The sequence below is a fragment of the Paroceanicella profunda genome (genome assembly GCF_005887635.2).
GTDB classification, from domain to species: Bacteria; Pseudomonadota; Alphaproteobacteria; order Rhodobacterales; family Rhodobacteraceae; genus Paroceanicella; species Paroceanicella profunda.
The window spans coordinates 1,923,412-1,942,716 of the sequence record NZ_CP040818.1 but is presented as its reverse complement, the minus strand read 5'-3'; the positions used below and the strand labels follow the sequence as shown (position 1 = coordinate 1,942,716).

Below are 19,305 nucleotides of genomic sequence, written 5' to 3'. Positions count from 1 at the left end.
CATGACTCTGTCCATCAGCCTCACGGTCAACGGGGTCCGTCAGGATCTCGACCTCGAAGACCCCCGCGTGACGCTGCTCGACCTTCTCAGGGAGCGGCTCATCCTCACCGGCACCAAGAAAGGCTGCGACCGCGGCCAGTGCGGCGCCTGCACCGTACTCGTGGACGGCCGCCGCATCAATTCCTGCCTCGCGCTGGCCGTCAGCCATGACGGCGCCGAGATCCTGACCATCGAGGGGCTGGCCACCGGCGGCCGGCTGGACCCGGTGCAGACCGCCTTCATCGAGCATGACGGCTTCCAGTGCGGCTTCTGCACCCCCGGGCAGATCATGAGCGCCGTCGGCCTGCTGCGCGAGGACGAGACCGGGGACGACCCGGAGCGCATCCGCGAGGGCATGAGCGGCAACCTCTGCCGCTGCGGCGCCTATGCCGGCATCGCCGAGGCGGTGCAGACCGCCCGCCAGTTCCTCGACGCGGACGAAACCGAACGGAGAACCGCATGAATCGCTTCGATTACATCCGCCCGGCCTCGGTGGCCGAGGCCGTGGCTGCCGCTGCCGGCCCGGGCGCGGCCTTCCTCGCCGCCGGCACCAACCTGCTCGACATGATGAAGGTCGGCGCGGCCCGCCCGGACCGTCTGATCGACATCACCCGCCTGCCGGGGCTGGACCGGATCGAGGCCCTGCCCGACGGCGGCTACCGGGTCGGCGCCATGGTGCGCAACGCCGATCTCGCCCGGGACCCGGGGTTCGCCGCCGCCTTCCCGGCGGTGGCGGAGGCGCTGCTCTCCGGCGCCTCGCCGCAGCTGCGCAACATGGCCACGGTGGGCGGAAACCTGATGCAGCACACCCGCTGCGCCTATTTCGGCGACACCGACGCCGCCTGCAACCGGCGCCATCCGGGCAGCGGCTGCGACGCGGTGGGCGGCGAGAACCGCACCCATGCGATCCTCGGCTGGAGCCCGTCGTGCATCGCCACCCACCCGTCGGACTTCTGCGTGCCGCTGGCGGCGCTGGACGCGGTGGTGGAGATCGCCGGGCCCGAGGGCACGCGCGAACTGCCGCTGGAAGCCTTCCACCTGCTGCCCGGCGCCACGCCGGAGCGCGAAACGGCGCTCGCACCCGGCGAGCTGGTGACCGCGCTGCTGCTGCCGCCCGCCGCCACCGGCTTCCGCGCCCACACGCGCTACCTGAAGCTGCGCGAGCGCACCTCCTTCGCCTTCGCGCTGGTCTCCGCCGCCGCCGCGCTGCAGATCCGTGACGGCAGGATCCGCGCCGCGCGGCTGGCGCTCGGCGGGGTTGCGGCGAAACCGTGGCGCGCCCGGGCGGCGGAGGCGCTGCTCGAAGGCGCCAGCCCCGACCGCGCAACCTTCGAACGCGCCGCCGAAGCCGCCCTGTCCGAGGCCGCCGCCTCGGGTGACAACGCCTTCAAGATCGCGCTCGCGAAGCGGGTGGCGGCCCGGGCCCTGCTGCGCGCCGCCGCCGGCACCCCGGCCCGGATGCCGGCCCTGCCCGGCTCCGTCTTCGCGACCGAACCCGGAGAATTCGCCCATGACTGAGCCCCTCACCCTCGCCCCTTCCCAGGTCCGGCACGGGTCCAACAGCGGCCAGCCGATGACCCGGCGCGACGGCGTCCTGAAGGTCACCGGCGCGGCCACCTATGCCGCCGACACCCATCCCGAGGGTCTGCTGCACGCCGTGACGGCGGTGAGCGGCATCGCGCGCGGACGGGTGAGTTTCCTCGACGTGGCAACCGCGAAGGCCCATCCCGGCGTGGTGGAGGTGATCACCCCCGCCAACCGGCCGCCGCTGGCCCAGGACCCGGATTCGAAGCCCGGGCCGTTCAGCTTCCGCATGGACGCGCTGCAGAACGACCGGGTGCGCTACCCCAACCAGCCGATCGCGCTGGTGGTGGCCGAAACCCTGGAGGCCGCGACCGAGGGCGCCCGCCTGCTCGCGCCGCGCTACGAGGCCGAGCCGGCGCGTGTCGGCTTCGCGGACGGCCTTCCCGAACCGGCGGCCACCGCCGGTGTCGGCGGCCCGGCCCGGCAGGAAACCGGTGATCCGGAAGCCGGGTTCGCCGCCGCGGCCCAGGTGCTGGAGGCCCGTTACGAAACCCCCGGCCAGTACCACAACGCGATGGAGCCGCATGCCATCGTGGCGCAATGGGAGGGCGATCACCTGACCATCGACATGCCCAACCAGGCCATCGCCCTGTCGCAGGCCGGCTTCGCCGCCTTCTTCGGCATTCCGCCGGAGAACGTGCTGCTGCGCAGCCCGTTCCTGGGCGGCGGCTTCGGGTCCAAGGCCATCCTGGCCGGGCCGCAGGTGCTCGCCATCCTCGCGGCGCGGATGCTGGGCCGGCCGGTGAAACTGGTGCTCACCCGGGCGCAGATGTACGGGCCTGTCGGCCATCGCGGCGCCACCCGGCAGACCCTCCGGCTGGGCATGGACCACGAGGGGCGGCTGACCGCGCTGGAGCACCATGCCGTGTCGGCCACCAGCACCTTCGACGATTTCATCGAACCGGCGGCGAACGCCTCGCTCAACCTCTATGCCAGCCCGGCGATCCTGGCGCGGCATGACGCGATGCGGATGGACATCGGCACCCCGGGGCCGATGCGCGCACCCGGGGAAGCCTCCGGGTCCGCGGCGCTGGAAAGCGCGATCGACGAGGCGGCGGCGGCCTGTGGCATCGACCCGCTGGAGTTCCGCCTGCGCAACTACGCCGAGACCGACCCGATCTCCGGCAAGCCCTACTCCGCCAAGTCGCTGCGTGCCTGCTATGCCCGCGGCGCCGAGGCCTTCGGCTGGGCCGGTCGGCCGCTGGCCCCGCGGCAGATGCGCGACGCGGGCGGGCAGCTCGTCGGCTGGGGCATGGGCAGCGCGCTCTTCCCCGCGCCGATGTTCCAGGCGCAGGCGCGCGCGGAACTGCGGGCCGACGGCACGGCGGTGGTCGAGACCTCCGGCGTGGACATGGGCCAGGGCGCCTGGACCGTCCTCGCCCAGCTCGCGGCGGACGGGCTGGGGCTCGACATCGACCAGGTGACGTTCAACAGCGGCTCCTCCACCCTGCCGAGCGGCGGCATCGCCGGGGGCTCCGGCCACACCGCCACCGCGGGCGGCGCCCTGCATGCCGCCGGGCGCGACGTGCTCGCCCGCCTCGCGGACATCGCCACCGCGGACCCGGCCTCGCCGCTCTTCGGCGCGGGCAACGCCGGGGTCACCGGCCGGGACGGCCGCCTGGTGCGCAACGATGACGAGAGCCGCAGCGAGGCCTATGCCGACATCATGGCCCGCGCCGGGCTCACCACCCTGGAGGGCACCGGCACCGGCGCGCGCGACCCGGCCAATGCCGAGGCCCGGGCGATGTTCTCGCACGGGGCGGTGTTCGCCGAGGTGAAGGTGGACCCGGAGCTCGGCCAGGTGCGGGTGAGTCGCATGGTCGGCGCCTTCGCCGCCGGGCGGATCATCAACCCCCGGCTCACGCGCAGCCAGCTCTACGGCGGGATGATCTGGGGCCTGTCCTTCGCCCTGCACGAGGAGGCGCTGCACGACCGGCGCTCCGGCAAGCTGGTGAACGCGGATCTCGCGGGCTACCACGTGCCGGTGAATGCCGACACGCCGGCCATGGAGGCCCTGCTGATCGACGAGGACGACCCCTTCGTGAACGACCTCGGCATCAAGGGCGTGGGCGAGATCGGCATCACCGGCAGCGTGGGCGCCATCGCCAACGCGATCTGGCATGCCACCGGGGTGCGGGTGCGCCGCTTCCCGATCCGCATCGAGGACATCCTCGGCCTCTGACACGCGGCGGGGGGCCGGCGCATGCGCCCGGCCCCCCGCCTTTCTTCCCCGCGATGGCGGGGCGCGGCGTCCGGGCGGGCCCGGCTCCCCCACGGCGTTCCTGCGCAGCACGGCCCTCAGCGGGAGGCCGGGCGAACGGACGCCGGCCGGAAGGCGGGTGCCCCCCGGCCGGCCGGGCCGTCGCGCGATCGGGCGTCAGAACAGGAACTCGTCGGCCAGGACCGCCTCGATCTGACCGAAGGTCAGGGTGCCGCCATCCGCGAAGGTGACGGTGCCGGCGGTGGCGCCGAAGTCGCTGGCGTCTTCGGCCTGCAGGATCCTCACCGCGCCGGCGCCGCGCAGGTCGAGCACGTCGTGATCGGTGTGCATGTCCGGGCCGTTGCCGCCGAAGAGCACGTCGCCCTGGCCCTCGGCCGCGCCGGCGAAGACGAAGGTGTCGTCTCCCCCCTCGCCGAACATCCGGTCCGCTCCGGCCCCGCCGGAGATCACGTCGTCCCCCCCGGCGGCGTCGATGCCGGTGGGGGCATCGAAGTGGATGTCGGAGTGGAAGACGCCGCTGTTCGAACCGCCGGAATTGCCGTGCTCGACCACGACGCGGGCCACCGGGCCGGTGATCCCGACGGTGACGGTGCCCGAGGCATCGAGCCCGCTCCGGTCGGAGCTGCGCGCGTCGGCATGGTCAGTGCCGGCGACGTCGTCGGTGTCGCTCAGCGCCACCTTGCTGCCGGCCGTCAGCCGGACCGGGATCGCGTTGCCCCCGGCGTCGAAGGCCCGGATGGTGACCTCGTCGGCATGGTCGATGTCGGTGATGTTGAAGGCCACGTTGTACACCGGTTCGGAGAAGGCCCATTCGCGGACGCTGGTGTGGCCGTTCGAGCCGTTGTCGGAGACCAGGCTGTGGGCCGTGTCCACCCGGTCGGAGCCTGCGTCGATCCCCGCGACGTTGATCGTCTTCGAGGAGATCGCCGAGGTGAACCCGTCGGCGGACAGGACGGTGTAGGTCACCTCCACCGACCCGGTGTCGCGCACCACGCCGCTTTTGGCTTGCGCGCTGCTCAGCCCCTCCCAGTTGAAGCTCTCGCGCACCAGCTCCGGCCGGCCGCCGTCGCCGTGGATGGTGTCGCGGCCGTCCCCGCCCGAGATCACGTCATCCCCGGCCGGCGCGCCGGACTGTTCCACCGAGACGGTGTCGATCAGCAGGTCGGTGCCCGAGCTGCGGGTGGAGGTGGGATTGGTGATACGGATGTCCGTGGCCGTGCCCGTGGCGGTGAAGCCGAAGGTCACCGCCTCCGTCTCGCCGCGTGAGACCACGGCGCTGCGGCTGGCGATCACCGCGCCCGTGGCGTCGAGGATCTCGACAAGGGCGGTATGGTCGCCGGCATCGCCGCCGCGCTGGCCGAGCACCACCGTCACGTCATAGGTGGCGCCGGGCGCGGTGGCGAGCTGCTGCGAGAGCCCGTCGCCGTACCTGCCTTCGCCGCCCGCGTTCAGGGCCACGGCCCCTTCCGCGGAGGCGACCCCCGGCGCGCGGCCGCCGGTGGGGTTCAGCACCGTCCAGTCCGAGAGGTCACCGGTGCCGAAATCGCCGTTCCGCACCAGATTGCCGCCGACGAAGGGCAGGTAGCCGTCGCCGATCAGCAGGTCGGCGCCGGCGCCACCCGTCAGAACCTCCCGCGCGGCGTCGATGGCGCCGAAGTCGAAGTTCCCGGCCGAGAGCGCGCCCGGCGTGACACCCTCCAGCAGGATCTCGCTCTCCCCGATGGCGATGCGCACGCCCTGGGCGGTCTGGGTGAGCGTGAAGCCCGTGGGATCGGCGATCCGCGTCAGGTCGATCACGTCCTCCAGCACGTCGAAATCGGTGATCGTGTCGCGGCCGAAGCCGATGGGCGCGTCCAGCCGCACCCGGCTGCCGTCGGCCAGTTCGGCGATGTCGGTGGCGAAGACGAACCGGTCGCCGCCCTCCGCGCCGGTGAGCACGTCATCGCCCTCGCCGCCGTCCAGCGTGTCGCGGCCGGTGCCGCCGGTCAGCGCGTCGTCCCCCCGGCCGCCGTCGAGCCTGTCGTCTCCCGCACCGCCGTGCAGCATGTCGTCGCCCGCGCCGCCGGAGAGGATGTCCCGGCCATCGCCGCCGAAGAGCCGGTCCTGCCCCGCGCCCCCCACCAGGATGTCGTCGCCGTCGTTGCCCTGCAGGGTGTCGTCGCCCTGGCCGCCGATGATCCTGTCCGCGCCGCCGCCGCCGCGTGCATCGTCATCGCCCGCGCCGGCCACGATCAGGTCGTCGCCGTCATCGCCGTGGATCTCGTCGTTCTCGGCGCCGGCGTCGATGATGTCATCGCCGCCCTTGCCCTCGATGTGGTCCGCCCGGTCGGTGCCGGCGATCTCGTCGGCGCCGTTGTCGCCCTCGATGTGGTGGCGCACGTCCGACAGGATCACGGTGCGGATTTCCGGGGTTTCGCCGTCCGAGGCGAACCCGAGGAAGCTCACCGCGATCCGTCCGTCCTCCAGCAGCGCCGCGGAGGCCGGCGTGTCCGCGTTCCGCGCCACGCCGACCGTGAACGTCTCGCCCAGACGCGCCCCCTCCGCGCTGAAGCGCTGGCCGGAGACGGTGCCGTAGCGGGTGTAGAGGGCGATGAAGCCGCCATCGCCCAGCGCCACGATCTCCGCCTGGACGACCTTGTCGTTGCGCGACGTGTCCCCGACCAGGAAGGCGCCGGTGAGGGACTTGCCCTGCGCGTCCAGGATGCGCGCCCGGGTGGAGTTGGTCTCCCGGCTGGTTGTCGCGGTCACCACGAAATTGCCGTTGGCGAGGGCGGTGACGGTGGTGTCGTGCGGGAAGGCGTCGCCGAAGCCGATGCTGCCGCTGCTCACCACACTGCCCTGCGCATCGGTGATCCGGATGGCGCTCGTCCTGTCGAGCAGGGCGATGGCGCTGAACACCTCCACGGTGCTGCCGTTCGAGAGCTGCGCCGAGTCGATGGCCGTGCCGAAGCCTCGGGTGGGGGAGGTGAAGCCCGGGCCGTCGGCATCCTCCGGCCCGAAGCTGCCCTCGCCCAGCCCGTCGAACCCGGCGCCGGTGGCGGGGGAGCCGCCGTTGCTGAAGACGACGTTCAGCCGCACGGTGTCGATGCTCGTGCCGCTGAGGCTGGGGGAGAAGGCGCCGGACGCGCCGGCATAGACGCCCCGGTGCCCCGCCACCTCCACGATGCCGCCGCCGCTCAGGTCGAAGACATTGGTGGTCACCAGCGCGGCCTCCCGGCTGGCGACGCCGTTGAGCTGGTTGGCCGCGGCCACTGCCAGCAGGTCACCCTCCAGCAGCAGGACATCGAACTGCCCGACCAGGTCGCGGCCGAAGGTTCCGGGCGCGTGCATCGGCAGGTCCATCGGGCCCCCCACCGCGTCGCCGTCAGCGGTGAACCGCTGGGCCTTCAGCTCCACCCCGGTGGCGTCGGACACCCTGGTGGGGAAGATCACCAGGAAATCGCCGTTGGAGAGCGCCACGGTTTGCGGCGGCGCCGAGGTGTTCGCGACGGCGGCGCCGTTCGCCCCCGCGATCTCCTCCAGCGTGATCGGCGTGAAGGTCCGGGTGGTGTCCGGCTCCGGCACCACCCCCCCGGCGACGGGCAGCGGCAGAGGCCCGTCCGGCGTCTCGGTGACGGTGTCGGCCAGCAGCGCACCGACGTCGAGGCTGCGCAGGAGGACGGGATTGCCCTCCGCGTCCGGCTCGAAGATGCGGATCTCCTCCACGTCGGCGCCGATCACGGCGCGGCCCAGCTCGGTGGGCGCGGTTGCGCCGGTCTCCCCGTCCAGCAGGTCGATGAGATGGACCACGGTCAGCGTGCCGTCCTCCTCGATCAGCTCGAAGCGGGAGCGCGCGGTCTCGGTGTGGGTGCCGGTGATCTCCTCGCCGGTCTCCGGGTTCACGGCCGTGGTGCGGACCACCTGGTCGACGAGGATGGTCTGGACCTCCAGCGCATCCTGCCCCGCGCCGCCGAGGATCACGTTCACCCCGCCGTCCAGCAGGAAGGTGTCGTCGCCCGCGCCGCCCGAGAGCGTGTTCTCGCCCGCGCCACCGGCGAAGGTATCGGCGCCGTCGCCGCCGAAGAGCGCGTCGTCGCCCCCGCCGCCGACCAGCGTGTCATCGCCGCCGAGGCCCAGGACGAGGTCATCGCCCGCGTTGGCGTAGAGCAGGTTCGCCCGGTCGTCGCCGACCAGCTGGTCGTCGAGGCCGGTGCCCACCAGGTTCTCGATGTCGAGCATCTGCGCGATGCGCAGGCCCAGCACCCGGGCGTCGGCATGGCCGGTGGCCAGGCTGGCCGACACGCCCACCAGCGCGGCGCCGTCGGTGAAGCTGGCGGTGTCGCCGTCGGCATCGCTGGTGCCGCCGTCGAGCGTGTCGGTTCCGCCGATCAGCCCGTCCAGGCCGGTGCCCAGCAGCAGCACGTCGTCGCCCGCGCCCCCCTCCAGGAGGTCGGTACCCGCGCCGCCCGACACCACGTCGTCGCCCGCGCCGCCCGAGAGGCTGTCATCGCCGGCCGCGCCGTCGATCACGTTGTCGCCGCTGTCGCCGATGAGCGTGTCGCCGAAGGCGGAGCCGACCACGTTCTCGACCCCGAAGCCGCCGTCCCAGGCGTTCGCCACGGCGGATTGCGTGGTGGCGAAGAACATATCGAAGAAGACCTTGTTCGCGCCCTTCTGCAGCGCGGCGATCGAGAAGCTGCCGTCATCGGCGGTCGCGATGGCGGCGCCGAGATCGACGGTGATGCCCGAGGCGCTGGCGGAGAATTCCATCGTGTCGGTGCCGTCGCCGCCGGAGATGGCGAGGCTGCCGCTGGCCGCGGCGCCGAGCCGGAACAGGTCGTCCCCCGCGCCGCCGTCCAGCCCCTCGCCGCCCTCGAACCGCGCGTAACTGTCCAGTATGCCGCTGAAGGCGGGGGTGAAGGCCGCGCGGTCGGACAGGCCGGTCGCGTCCAGCACGTCGTCGCCCGCGCCGCCGATCAGCAGGGTCGAGCCCAGGGTGGCGGTCGTCAGCACGTCATTTCCCGCGCCGCCGTCCACCAGCCGGGCGAAGAGCTGCCCGCCGACGGAGAAGCTGGTCTTGCCGGTGACGTTGCCCGATACGTCGATGACGTCATCGCCCCCGCCGCCGTAGATCTCCGATAGGTTCATCCGGCCGTCGATCCGGTCCGCGAGATCGGAGAGTCGCAGCTTCTCGAACCCCTCGAGCGACAGCGCGGCTTCATGGCCCGCGCTGTCCGTGGCGGTGCCGATCAGCGTGTCCTCGATGCCGGTCATCCTGAGGCGGACGCCGGAGATCGCGGGGGCCGTCGCGCTGTCGGGATCGGCTGCGCCGTCGGGCGGTCCGGTCACGCCGGTCTGCGCGCGGAACGTGTCCGTGCCGCCGCCGCCGCTCAGCGAGATCGCGGCCCCGTCCAGCGCGCCCGCCGCCATCATCAGGATGGCGGTGTCATCGCCTGCGCCGAGATCGATGGTCGCCAGGTTGTCGAGGGTCACCTCCAGCGTGTCGGTGCCCGAGCCGGTGTCGACCTGCACTCCGTTCGCATCGCCGCCGCGCATGTGCACGGTGTCGCGGCCTGCGCCGGTCACCAGCTCGTCGAGTTCGTCCGTGAGGGTCACCCGGTCGTCGCCCCCGCCGGTCGTCAGGCCCTCGACACCCTCGATGACATTCGCGACGGCGCCGGTTCCGGTGAGGTCGATCACCTGGTCGTTGCCCTGCGCCGAGATGTCGAGCCGGTCGAAGCCCGCGCCGCCGGAGATCTGGTCGGTGCCGTTCAGCCCGAAGAAGGTGTCATCGCCCGAGCCGCCGATGAGGATGTCGTCGCCGGCACCCCCGGTCAGCCTGTCATTGCCGAGGCCGCCGTTCAGCACATCGCCGCCGCCGCCGCCCTCGATCGTGTCATCGCCGGCATTGCCGAACAGCGCGTTCTCCACGTCGTTGCCGATGATCGTGTCGTTGCCGTCGCCGCCCAGAACGTCCTCGAAACCGGCCATGCGCCGGGTCACCTCCACGCGGGCGCCGGACACCGCGCCCATGGTCGCCCCGGCGCGCAGCAGGGCGGCGTCACCCACCGCATAGCTGGCGGTGACATCCACGTAGCTCGTCATCGGGGCGGAGGCCGCCTGGGTGGCGTCGGGCACCAGCCCGAGGTCGAAGCGCAGGTCCTGGTCGACGCCCACCGCGGAGATGACGTCACGGCCCGCGCCGCCGTCGATGTCGATGGCGGCCACGTCGCCGGAGATGGCCACGATGTCGTTGCCGTCCCCGGCGCGGACCGTGTCGCGCCCGCCGCCGGTGACGATGAAGTCGTCGCCGCTGCCGGTGCGGATGTCGTTGTCCCCGGTGCTGCCGAAGACGATGTCGACGTTCTCGCCCACCCCGGGTGCCGCGCCGGTGCCGTTGGGCTGGGTGTCCTCGAAATTGACGCCCTCGTCGCCCTCCAGCTGGATGATCTCGTCGATGGCCAGCTCGGCCAGCCCGAGATCGTCGAAATGGAAATGCTCCACGCCGACGAACGTGTCCGTGCCCTGGTCGGAGCGGGCGTCATCGGGGTTCAGGTGGACGATGGTGATCTCCACCTTGCCGTCCGCCCCTTCCCCGAACAGGAAGCGGAATTCGGTCACCCGGTCGGCGTAGACGGCGTAATCGTCGCCCGCGCCGCCCTCCACGCGGTCATCGCCCTCGTCCATGATGAACACGTCCGAGCCCGCGCCGCCGGCCAGCGTCATGTCACGCCCGTCATCGACCAGGATATCGTCGCCGTTCCCGCCGGTGAGCGTCGTGCCGAAGGCATCGGCCAGCACCACGTCGCCGGTATAGGTGTTGCCCTCCCGGTCGACGTTCGAGACGGTGGCGCGCTGCACCTGCGCCAGCGAGGTTTCCACGAACCGGTCGAACACCACGTCGACGGCGAGGTTCGCGACGGCCAGCGCCCCGTCCCTGGCGATGTCGACGGCCGCGTCCGCCGCAGCCGTCTCGGCCTCCGAGCGCAGGGCGTCCTTGTCCTCCTGCGACAGGCCCTCGGTGATCCTGTCGAAATCCGCGAGGTCCGAGAGGTTGCCGGTCAGCGCGCTGAGCTGGCCGGAGAAGTTCTCCACCCCGGCCACGTTCGGCGTGAAGCTGTTGAACAGGTCCGCGACGGGCTCCAGCAGCCTGTCGATGTGCGTCGCCCGCAGCACCGGGTTCAGCACCGGCGCGACGACCGCGTTGAACACGAAGCTCGCCGCGTTCAGCAGGGGCGCGATGGGCCGCACGACGGTGGCCACGATCTCCATCGGGGCCAGCAGGAAGCCGACCTTGTCGTTCACGCGATCCATCACGTCAGCCGCGGTGTTGATCACCTCGACCGTGTGGCCAAGCGCCCGGTTGGCGCCCGCCACCGCGCCGAACACCGTCTGGCCGGGAATGGCATTGGCCCGCGCCACCAGATCTCCCCGCGCCGCGGCACCTTCCTCGAACGCCTCGGCGAAGGATTTGAGCTGGCCCGCCGCCCCCTCCAGGCGCAGCGCGATGGAGGCGGGCGTCTGCTGCTGACCGGGGGCGACGATCTCGAATTTCGGCGTCTCCAGCACATGGATGGTGTCATCGAGATGCCGCACCGTGGCGCGCAGCACGTCGCCCTGCGCGATGGATTCGATCAGGTTCGGCTCGACCACCTCCTCGATCACGCCGATGGCCTCGTCGATGACCAGTTGCAGCTTGCCGGCGGTGTCGACGATGTTCTCCAGCCGGTGCTCCAGCTTCTCCGCCGCGTCGCCGACCTGGTCGAGGCCCTTCGAGATGATGTCCGTCGCCGCCTTGAACGCGCTGCCGAACACGCTGGAGAGCTTCACGACGACCTTCAGCGCGGCCTCCAGCCCTTCGGTGAGATCCTGCACCGCGCTGGCGGTGTCGCTCACCTGTCCGGCGAACCCCAGGACGGAACTGGCCGCCTGCAGCAGGTCCTTGCTGGACCGGATGTCGTCGAGCGCGCCTTGCAGGCCCGTCGCGTCGTCGCTGCCGTCGATGAAATCGCCCAGCCCGTCGAGAACCGGGGCGAGGCTGACCTCTCCGTGGATGCTCTCCTGACCCGGGGTTGCATCGAGGCCGTCAGTGCTGCCGTTGGCAGAGGGGGTGGTGGACATGTCGCTATCTCCGAACAAGGGTTGAAGCACGCAGTTCACAGTCTCTGCAGCTTCAGTCGGAGCGGGCCGCCCGGCGGTTCAGAAATTCTTCAGATTTCCTTTCGGGGCCGCCTTCACGCAGCCGCCGCCGCGCAGCGGACATCCCGCAACCCATTGGAAATAAAGGACATCGAGGGCACGCACGGCCGGTCGCAGAGCAGGGCACGCAGGCACCGCCCGGCGGCTACTGCACAGGCGGAGCGCCGGCAGGCCACGCATCACCCCGGACCCACAGGGCTTCGATCCGCCCGGACGCGGGAGCGCGGACACCCCTGCCCGGAGCCACCGGCAAGGCGCGCGCGCCACGCGGGCGAGGCCCCGTGAAGCACCTGCCCCGGCGGAGACCGCAGCAGCACCAGCGATATCGGGAAGACCTGCGCAGGCGGCGGATGGGCCTCGGCCCGAAGGCGGGCAACCGGCGCTGGTGGGGGGGGCAGCCGGAGCCCCGGCCTGCCCCAAAAGAAAAAGCCCCGCTTCATCAGCGAGGCTTTTGTCTGCTAACCTTTGGGGGTTAGTGGTGGAGCCAAGGGGAGTCGAACCCCTGACCTCTTGAATGCCATTCAAGCGCTCTCCCAACTGAGCTATGGCCCCATCCGGTGCCGGATCTCTCCGGTGACGCGGTGTTTAGTGGCCTCCCGCCGGGAGTTCAAGCAGAAAATTCGCGGCGGGAGATATTGCGTTCAGTTTTCCGTATCGTCGTCGGAATCGGCCCGTTCGCCGATCTCCTCGATCGACACGGTATCGTCATCATCGTCGTCGTCGAGCACGTCGTCATCGGCCACGTCGATATCCTCGTCGTCGTCGAGAACGTCGTCGCCGATGGCATCAGGCGCAGCCGCAGCCGCCACCGGACGCGGTTTCACAACCTCAGCCCGCTCGGCCCGACCCCGCTTGAGGGTGAGGCTCTCGAGGCTGAAGACCCCTCCGCAGACGGGGCAGGTTGCCGGGTCATTGGTCAGATCGTAGAAGCGGGATGCACAACTCGGGCAAACCCGTTTAACGCCCCATTCGGGATTAGGCATGTTGACCCCCTGATTGCAGGTGGAAAAAAAGACGCCCGGCCATGCCACAGCCCCCCGGGCTTGTCAAAGGCTTTGGCAAAAAAGACGCAGAGCCCGCCTGCCGGCAGGCGGACGGCTGATAGATCTTGCAGCGCCTCAGACCCGTATTTACCTTTCGCGCGTAACACAAGTGCCCGCGGCCTCCCGCGCGGCCGATTTCCGGCCCGCCCGCGCGCCCGCCCTCCCCCGCCCTCCGGGCCTCTTTCCGGACGGCTCCGCCTGCCAGAAGGAACTGCCCGTGCTCTATCATGCCTATGAACTCGCCCATGCCGCCGTCTCGCCCATGCGGCTCGCGGCGCGGATGGGCCAGGAGGCCCTGCAGAGCCCGTTCAACCCCTTCGCCGCGACCATGGGCGCCCGGGCCACCTCCGCCGCCATCGACCTGTTCATCAACGCCACCCGGCGCTACGGCAAGCCGGAGTTCGGGCTGGACGAGACCCAGGTCTCCGGCACCACGGTGCCTGTCCTGGTGGAGGAGGTGATGGAGCTGCCTTTCTGCAAGCTCCTGCATTTCAAGCGGGATTCCGCCGTGGCCCGGGCCCGGAACGACCCGCCGGTTCTGGTGGTGGCGCCCATGTCGGGGCATTACGCCACCCTGCTGCGCGGCACGGTGGAGGCGATGCTGCCCGAGCACGAGGTCTATGTCACGGACTGGACGGACGCCCGGGACGTGGCGCTGACCGAGGGGGTCTTCGACCTGGACGACTACACCGACTATGTCCGCGAGTTCTGCCGCTTCATCGCCCGGCGCGGCGAGCGGACGGCGGTGATGGCCGTGTGCCAGCCCGGCATTCCGGTGATGGTGGCCGCCAGCCTGATGGCCGAGGACAGGGAGCCGGCCCGCCCGGCCTCCGTCACGCTGATGGGCTCGCCCATCGACACCGCCTGCAACCCCAAGACCCCGAACGAGCTTGCCACGCAGCACCCGCTGGAATGGTTCGAATCCAACGTGATCGTGACCGTGCCCTGGCCGAACAAGGGTTTTTTGCGCCGGGTCTACCCCGGGTTCCTGCAGCTTTCGGGCTTCATGTCGATGAATCTCGACCGCCACCTGGACGCCCATTTCAACCATTTCCGCCACCTGGTTCAGGGCGATGGCGAGAGCGCCTCGGCGCATCGCGCCTTCTATGACGAGTATCTGGCGGTGATGGACCTCACCGAGGAGTTCTACCTGCAGACCATCGACCGGGTGTTCCAGCGCCGCCTGCTGGCGAACGGCGCCTATTTCTACCGCGACCGGAAGGTGGACCCGGGGGCGATTCGCGACACCGGCTTCCTCACCATCGAGGGCGAGAAGGACGACATCACCGGCATCGGCCAGACCGAGGCCGCCCATGCCCTGCTGGTGAACCTGCCGGCGGACAGGAAATCCCACTGGGTGCAGCCCCAGGTGGGCCATTACGGCGTGTTCAACGGCTCGCGCTGGCGTCAGAGCATCCAGCCGAAGGTGCGGGACTTCATCCGCGCGCGCCGCATGCCGGTGCGCGGCTGACCGGGCCGGCCGCACCCTTGGGCGACACGATCACGCTGCTCGACCCGCCGGTGGACATCCGGCTGAAACGCCTCGCCCGGGCGCGCCGCCTGACGCTGCGCATCGCGGCGACGGATGGCTCCGTCCACCTCACCCTGCCCGCGCATGTAAGCCTCGCCGAGGCGCGGATGTTCGTGCTGCGACAGGAGGACTGGCTGCGCAGCCGGCTGTCCCGGGCGCCGCAGCCGGTTCTCGTGGCGCCGGGCATGGTGCTGCCCGTGGAGGGCAAGATGACGCGGGTGCTGCCCGGCACCGGCCGGCGCGTGCTGGCGGAAGCGGACACGCTCGCCGTGCCCGGCCCGGCGGAGACCGCCGGGCGCCGGGTGGAGGCCTGGCTGCGCACGCTGGCGCGCGAGCGGCTGGTGCCGGCGGTGGACGGCTACGCCGCGCGGCTGCGCCGGGCCCCCGGCCGGGTGACCCTGCGCGACACCGGATCGCGCTGGGGCTCCTGCACCTCCCGGGGAGACCTGATGTTCTCCTGGCGCCTCGCCATGGCCCCGCCGGAGGTGCTGGACTATGTGGCCGCGCACGAGGCCGCGCATCTGGTGGAGATGAACCACTCCGACCGGTTCTGGGCCCAGGTGGCCGGCATCTGTCCGGACTACGCCCGCCACCGCGCCTGGCTGCGTACCCACGGCGCCACCCTGCACCGCTACCGCTTCCGCTGACGCTGCGCCGAGCGCCTGCGCACAGCGGGCCCGGCCCTGTGAGGTGCTCCCATGCAGTGCCGCCCTCTGCCCGCCAACCGTGCCGTGCCGTGCCGTGCCGTTGAGCCAGATGCGCGGAGAGCCGCACCGCCTCCACCCTCCACCCTCCACCCTCCACCCTCCACTCTCCGCCAGCCACCATTCACCATTCACTGGCCTTCAGCCTCCAGCCTCCAGTCGCCAGCCTCCAGTCGCCAGCCTCCAGTCGCCAGCCTCCAGTCGCCGCCGACGCAGCGCCGCCCGGCGCCGCGTCGGCAGCGGGCGGGATGGCTGGGCAAGCCCGCCGCGATATGGCAGACGGGGTCCGCACCTGTGACAGCCAGCGAAAGGGCCCCGGATGGACAGAGGCTCCCCCGATGAGGACTGGGCCGAGGATTGCGCGCCGCGCCGCGTGCTGGAGCTGTTCTCGACCAAATGGACCACGATGATCCTGCACACGCTGCAGGTCCGCCTGGGCGGTCAGGCGCGGGCCGGGGTGTTGCACCGCTCCATTCCCGGCATTTCGAAAAAGATGCTCACCCAGACCCTGCGCGACATGGAGGAGACCGGCCTCATACACCGCGAGGTGCACGGCACGGTGCCGCCGGCGGTGGACTACTCGGTCACCCCGCTCGGCCGGCGCTTCGTCGGCGCCATCGACCTGCTCTATGACTGGGGCCGGCAGAACGCCGACGCCCTCGACGCCCTGCCCCCGCGCCGCACCTCCCGCCGCCGCTGAGCGCGCCAACCGGAACTGCCTGCGGCACACGCGGCATGGAAGCCTGACCCGGCGCGCCGGACCCGTGCGCTCCGCACCGGGTTGCGAACGGGCAGCGCGGCACCGGCGCGGATACCGATGACAGCGGCACCGCCACGCATCCCGCGAAAGCCGGGCAGCGGACAATCGCGGTGCCGGTCGCGGGGGCACGATGCGGCATTCGGCGCGGGTCCACAGCGCAGATTTTCGGCACGGGCGCGCGGCGCGGGGGTCCGACGCGGTGTGCGGCGCGAGCTTGCGGCGCGCCTGCAAGGTCCGGGCATCCGGCGCCAGCGGGCGCACCGAGATTGTCGGAGCGGGAGACGGGCGCAGGGGAAGCCGTTCGAAATGACAGCAGATCTGCCGGTCGAGGAAGCGCCCCGCCGCGGCCTGACTCCCGGGGGCATTTCGCCGCCACCTGCCGCTGAGGCGCATCGGCAGCGCCCGACGTGGGGAGATGCATTGCCGTCTCGCCTGCTGCAGGGGCAAGTCGCCCAACCTGCCGCAGGGGAGCACCGCCAGTGCCCGGCGTGGGGGGATGCATTGCCGTCGCCCGCTGCAAGGGCGAGGCGCCCCACCTGCCGGGGGGAAGCGCCGCCAGTGCCCGGCGTGGGGGATGCAACGCCATCGCCTGCCGCAGGGGCGATGTGCCGCCGCCCGGCGCGGAGGCGCATCCCGGGTGCCCGGCGCAGGCGCGCGGCGCCGAGGCTCGGTGTCGGAGCGTATCGCCACTGATCGGGGCCGGGTGTCGGGGACATCCGCGCAAGGGCCCCGCTGCGGTCAGCCGAAGCGGTCGCGGATGTGCTGGAGGATCTGGTCGCGGGTCTGGCGATAGGCGGAGAGCTTGTCCTCGCGGTTCTCGCCCAGCCCCGTCGGGTCCAGCACCGGCCAGAACTCCACCTCCACGGCGTTGTAGCGGGTGAGTTCCTGCGCGTGCCGCTGGGCCGCGGGCGAGAGGGCGACGATGAGGTCGTAGCCGCCCAGGTCGTCGCCCCATTCCTGCATCTCGTCGAAGCTGCGCGCCCGGTGCTTCTCCAGGGTGATGCCCAGTTCGGAGGCCACGGTGACCGCGAAGCCGTCCACCTCGATGTCGTGTTTCACCCCCGCCGACTGCACGTAGATCTCGCGGCCGTAGAGGCTCTTCATGATGCCCTCGGCCAGCGGCGAGCGGACGGCATTGTAATCGCAGCAGAAGAGCACCGAGTGGGGCCGCGGCGCCATCGGCTCAGCCCTTGTAGTGGAGGACGCAGATCAGGGTGAAGAGCCGGCGCGCCGTGGGCATGTCGGTGCCCACCTTGCCCTCGAGGCGCTCCATCAGGATCTGCGAGCCCTCGTTGTGGATGCCGCGCCGGCCCATGTCGATCGCCTCGATCTGCGCCGCGGGCAGGCGCTTGACCGCGTCGAAATAGCTTTCGCAGATCTGGAAGTAGTCCTTGATCACCTGCCGGAACGGGCTGAGGGAGAGGTGGAACTCCCCCAGGCGGCTGCCGTCCTCGGTCTCGATCTCGAACACCAGCCGGCGCTCGCGCACCGCCAGGCGCAGGCGGTAGGGGCCGTGGCCCTCGTCGCCCGGCAGGATGAAGGTGTTGTCCTCCAGCAGGTCGTAGATCGCGACGCGCCGCTCCTGCTCCACTTCCGGTGAGGGCAGCGACAGGCCGGTGTCGTCGAGCACGATGTCTATGAGGCGGTCACTCATGGGGCGGGTTCCCGGTTCAGCCGGTCGAGCCGGGCCCGCACGGACAGCCCGTGCGCCTGCAGGCTTTCGGAGGTGGCGAGGGTCTCGGCCGCGGGGCCGATGGCGGCGAGGGCGCCGGGCGTCATCCGCGCCAGCGTGGTGCGCTTCATGAAGTCGAGCACCGAGAGGCCGGAGGAGAAGCGGGCCGAGCCGGAGGTGGGCAGCACGTGGTTGGGCCCGCCGACATAGTCTCCGATCGCCTCCGGCGTCCAGGCGCCGAGGAAGATCGCGCCGGCGTGGCGGATGGTGGCGGCCACCGCGTCCGGGTCCGCGGTGCAGATCTCCAGGTGCTCGGGGGCGATGCGGTCGGAGATGGCGGCGGCCTCCGCGAGGTCCGCCACGGTGATGATGGCGCCGAAGTCGCGCCAGGAGGCGCCGGCGATGGCGCGGCGCTCCAGTGTCTCCAGCCGCCGCTCCACCGCCGCGGCAACCGCGGTGGCGAAGCCCCTGTCCGGGGTGACGAGGATGGCCTGGGCGCTTTCGTCGTGTTCGGCCTGCGACAGAAGGTCGAGGGCCACCCAGTCCGGGTCGGTGTCGCCATCGGCGATGACGAGGATCTCCGAGGGGCCGGCGATCATGTCGATGCCCACCCGGCCGAACACCCGGCGCTTGGCGGCGGCGACGAAGGCGTTGCCCGGGCCGGTGATCTTGTCCACCGCGGCGATGCTCCGCGTGCCGTAGGCCAGCGCGGCGATCGCCTGCGCCCCGCCGATGCGGTAGACGGTGTCGACCCCGGCGAGGCGCGCGGCCAGCAGCACCAGCGGGTTGGCCTTCCCGTCCGGCGTGGGCGCGCAGATCACCAGCCGCTCCACGCCCGCCACCCGGGCGGGGATGGCGTTCATCAGCACCGAGGACGGGTAGGAGGCGAGCCCGCCCGGCACGTAGAGCCCCGCGGCCGAAACCGGGGTCCAGCGCCAGCCCAGCTCGGCACCGGCCGGGTCCGTCCAGCGCAGGTCCTCGGGCAGCTGCCGCTCGTGGTAGGCGCGGATGCGCGCGGCGGCGAGGGCCAGCGCCTCGACCTCCGCGGCGGGCACCTCGGCGATGGCGGCGTCGATTTCGGCGGCCGTGAAGGCGAGGCTCTCCGGCGTGAGGGTGAGCCGGTCCCACCTGGCCGTGTACTCGATGACGGCCGCGTCGCCCCGGGTCGCGACATCGGCGAGGATGCCGGCGACGGCGGCGTCCGCGTCGTCCTCCACGTCCCGCCGGGTGGCGAGGAACTCCCGGAACCGGGTGGGGAAATCATCGGCGGAGGTGTCGAGGAAGGTCGGCATCTGGAACTTTCGGGTCAGGGCACTGACCCGCTTTACCCTGCCCGCCGGCGCGGCTCAAGCGGCGCGCGGGCCCCGGCCGGGGTGCCGGTCCGTCGGAGAGGGGCAGGCCCCCCGCCTCCGGCCCGGCGTCGGGACCTCGCGGTCCCTCCGGCCCCCGCGGAACCGGCCGTGCCTGCGGCCAGCGGCGAGCGGGGGCTCGATGCCCCCCGAGCCGCTCCCCCGGCCGGGTCCGGGCGGCGAGGGCAGGCAGGAGGCCCGGCCGGCAAAGCCCGGTGGCCGGC

The 19,305-nt window shown here is 71.8% G+C and carries 11 protein-coding genes and 1 tRNA gene; 6 read left to right on the top strand and 6 right to left on the bottom strand.

The window, feature by feature from the left end; translation table 11 throughout:
- Position 1 precedes the first annotated feature (1 nt).
- From FDP22_RS08640 to FDP22_RS08630, 3 genes are read left to right on the top strand one after another with little or no spacing between them, the layout of a single operon-like run.
- Positions 2-502: a (2Fe-2S)-binding protein gene (locus FDP22_RS08640; RefSeq protein ID WP_138572112.1), complete on the top strand. Its 501-nt coding sequence runs from the start codon at positions 2-4 to the stop codon at positions 500-502.
- Positions 499-1,557, top strand: a complete 1,059-nt coding sequence (locus FDP22_RS08635; RefSeq protein ID WP_138572113.1) for an FAD binding domain-containing protein — start codon at positions 499-501, stop codon at positions 1,555-1,557. The genes FDP22_RS08640 and FDP22_RS08635 overlap by 4 nt, the downstream gene beginning before the upstream one ends.
- Positions 1,550-3,805 (top strand): xanthine dehydrogenase family protein molybdopterin-binding subunit, encoded by a 2,256-nt coding sequence (locus FDP22_RS08630; RefSeq protein ID WP_138572114.1) that lies wholly within the window; start codon positions 1,550-1,552, stop codon positions 3,803-3,805. Before FDP22_RS08635 ends, FDP22_RS08630 begins: the two co-directional genes overlap by 8 nt.
- A 195-nt stretch (positions 3,806-4,000) precedes the next feature.
- On the opposite strand, the gene FDP22_RS08625 is transcribed toward FDP22_RS08630, so the two are convergent.
- The 3 genes from FDP22_RS08625 to FDP22_RS08615 all read right to left on the bottom strand — a co-directional run bounded on the left by FDP22_RS08625 (position 4,001) and on the right by FDP22_RS08615 (position 13,005).
- A complete protein-coding gene (locus FDP22_RS08625) occupies positions 4,001-11,944 on the bottom strand; it encodes a hypothetical protein (protein ID WP_138572115.1) in 7,944 nt (2,647 codons plus the stop codon).
- A 554-nt stretch (positions 11,945-12,498) separates the two neighbouring features.
- A tRNA-Ala gene (locus FDP22_RS08620) sits at positions 12,499-12,574 on the bottom strand.
- Positions 12,575-12,663: 89 nt separating this feature from the next.
- Complete coding sequence (locus tag FDP22_RS08615) at positions 12,664-13,005, bottom strand: FYDLN acid domain-containing protein (protein ID WP_138572116.1); 342 nt, start codon at positions 13,003-13,005, stop codon at positions 12,664-12,666.
- Between the two features lie 277 nt (positions 13,006-13,282).
- Here FDP22_RS08615 and FDP22_RS08610 point away from each other — a divergent pair, with 277 nt between their 5' ends.
- The 3 genes from FDP22_RS08610 to FDP22_RS08600 all read left to right on the top strand — a co-directional run bounded on the left by FDP22_RS08610 (position 13,283) and on the right by FDP22_RS08600 (position 16,000).
- Entirely contained in the window at positions 13,283-14,536 is a 1,254-nt protein-coding gene (locus tag FDP22_RS08610) for a polyhydroxyalkanoate depolymerase (protein WP_138572117.1), read from the top strand.
- A 17-nt stretch (positions 14,537-14,553) separates the two neighbouring features.
- Positions 14,554-15,243: a M48 family metallopeptidase gene (locus tag FDP22_RS08605; protein ID WP_138572118.1), complete on the top strand. Its 690-nt coding sequence runs from the start codon at positions 14,554-14,556 to the stop codon at positions 15,241-15,243.
- Positions 15,244-15,619: 376 nt separating this feature from the next.
- Positions 15,620-16,000 (top strand): winged helix-turn-helix transcriptional regulator, encoded by a 381-nt coding sequence (locus tag FDP22_RS08600; RefSeq protein WP_138572120.1) that lies wholly within the window; start codon positions 15,620-15,622, stop codon positions 15,998-16,000.
- A 798-nt stretch (positions 16,001-16,798) separates the two neighbouring features.
- On the opposite strand, the gene FDP22_RS08595 is transcribed toward FDP22_RS08600, so the two are convergent.
- Genes FDP22_RS08595 through hisD form a run of 3 tightly spaced genes read right to left on the bottom strand, consistent with a single transcriptional unit; the run spans position 16,799 to position 19,024 of the window.
- On the bottom strand, positions 16,799-17,239 hold the full coding sequence (locus FDP22_RS08595; RefSeq protein WP_138572121.1) for an arsenate-mycothiol transferase ArsC: 441 nt from the start codon (positions 17,237-17,239) through the stop codon (positions 16,799-16,801).
- A gap of 4 nt (positions 17,240-17,243) precedes the next feature.
- Positions 17,244-17,714, bottom strand: coding sequence for a UPF0262 family protein (locus FDP22_RS08590; protein ID WP_138572122.1), 471 nt, complete (start codon positions 17,712-17,714; stop codon positions 17,244-17,246).
- Entirely contained in the window at positions 17,711-19,024 is a 1,314-nt protein-coding gene (gene hisD, locus FDP22_RS08585; protein WP_138572123.1) for a histidinol dehydrogenase, read from the bottom strand. The genes FDP22_RS08590 and hisD overlap by 4 nt, the downstream gene beginning before the upstream one ends.
- Positions 19,025-19,305: the final 281 nt, after the last annotated feature.

Bases quoted from the DNA above. Each gene is read 5' to 3' on its own strand.
- FDP22_RS08640 (WP_138572112.1), top strand. From the start codon at position 2: ATGACTCTGTCCATCAGCCTCACGGTCAACGGGGTCCGTCAGGATCTC.
- FDP22_RS08600 (WP_138572120.1), top strand. From the start codon at position 15,620: ATGGACAGAGGCTCCCCCGATGAGGACTGGGCCGAGGATTGCGCGCCG.
- hisD (WP_138572123.1), bottom strand. From the start codon at position 19,024: ATGCCGACCTTCCTCGACACCTCCGCCGATGATTTCCCCACCCGGTTC.
- FDP22_RS08635 (WP_138572113.1), top strand. From the start codon at position 499: ATGAATCGCTTCGATTACATCCGCCCGGCCTCGGTGGCCGAGGCCGTG.
- FDP22_RS08625 (WP_138572115.1), bottom strand. From the start codon at position 11,944: ATGTCCACCACCCCCTCTGCCAACGGCAGCACTGACGGCCTCGATGCA.
- FDP22_RS08590 (WP_138572122.1), bottom strand. From the start codon at position 17,714: ATGAGTGACCGCCTCATAGACATCGTGCTCGACGACACCGGCCTGTCG.
- FDP22_RS08615 (WP_138572116.1), bottom strand. From the start codon at position 13,005: ATGCCTAATCCCGAATGGGGCGTTAAACGGGTTTGCCCGAGTTGTGCA.
- FDP22_RS08595 (WP_138572121.1), bottom strand. From the start codon at position 17,239: ATGGCGCCGCGGCCCCACTCGGTGCTCTTCTGCTGCGATTACAATGCC.
- FDP22_RS08630 (WP_138572114.1), top strand. From the start codon at position 1,550: ATGACTGAGCCCCTCACCCTCGCCCCTTCCCAGGTCCGGCACGGGTCC.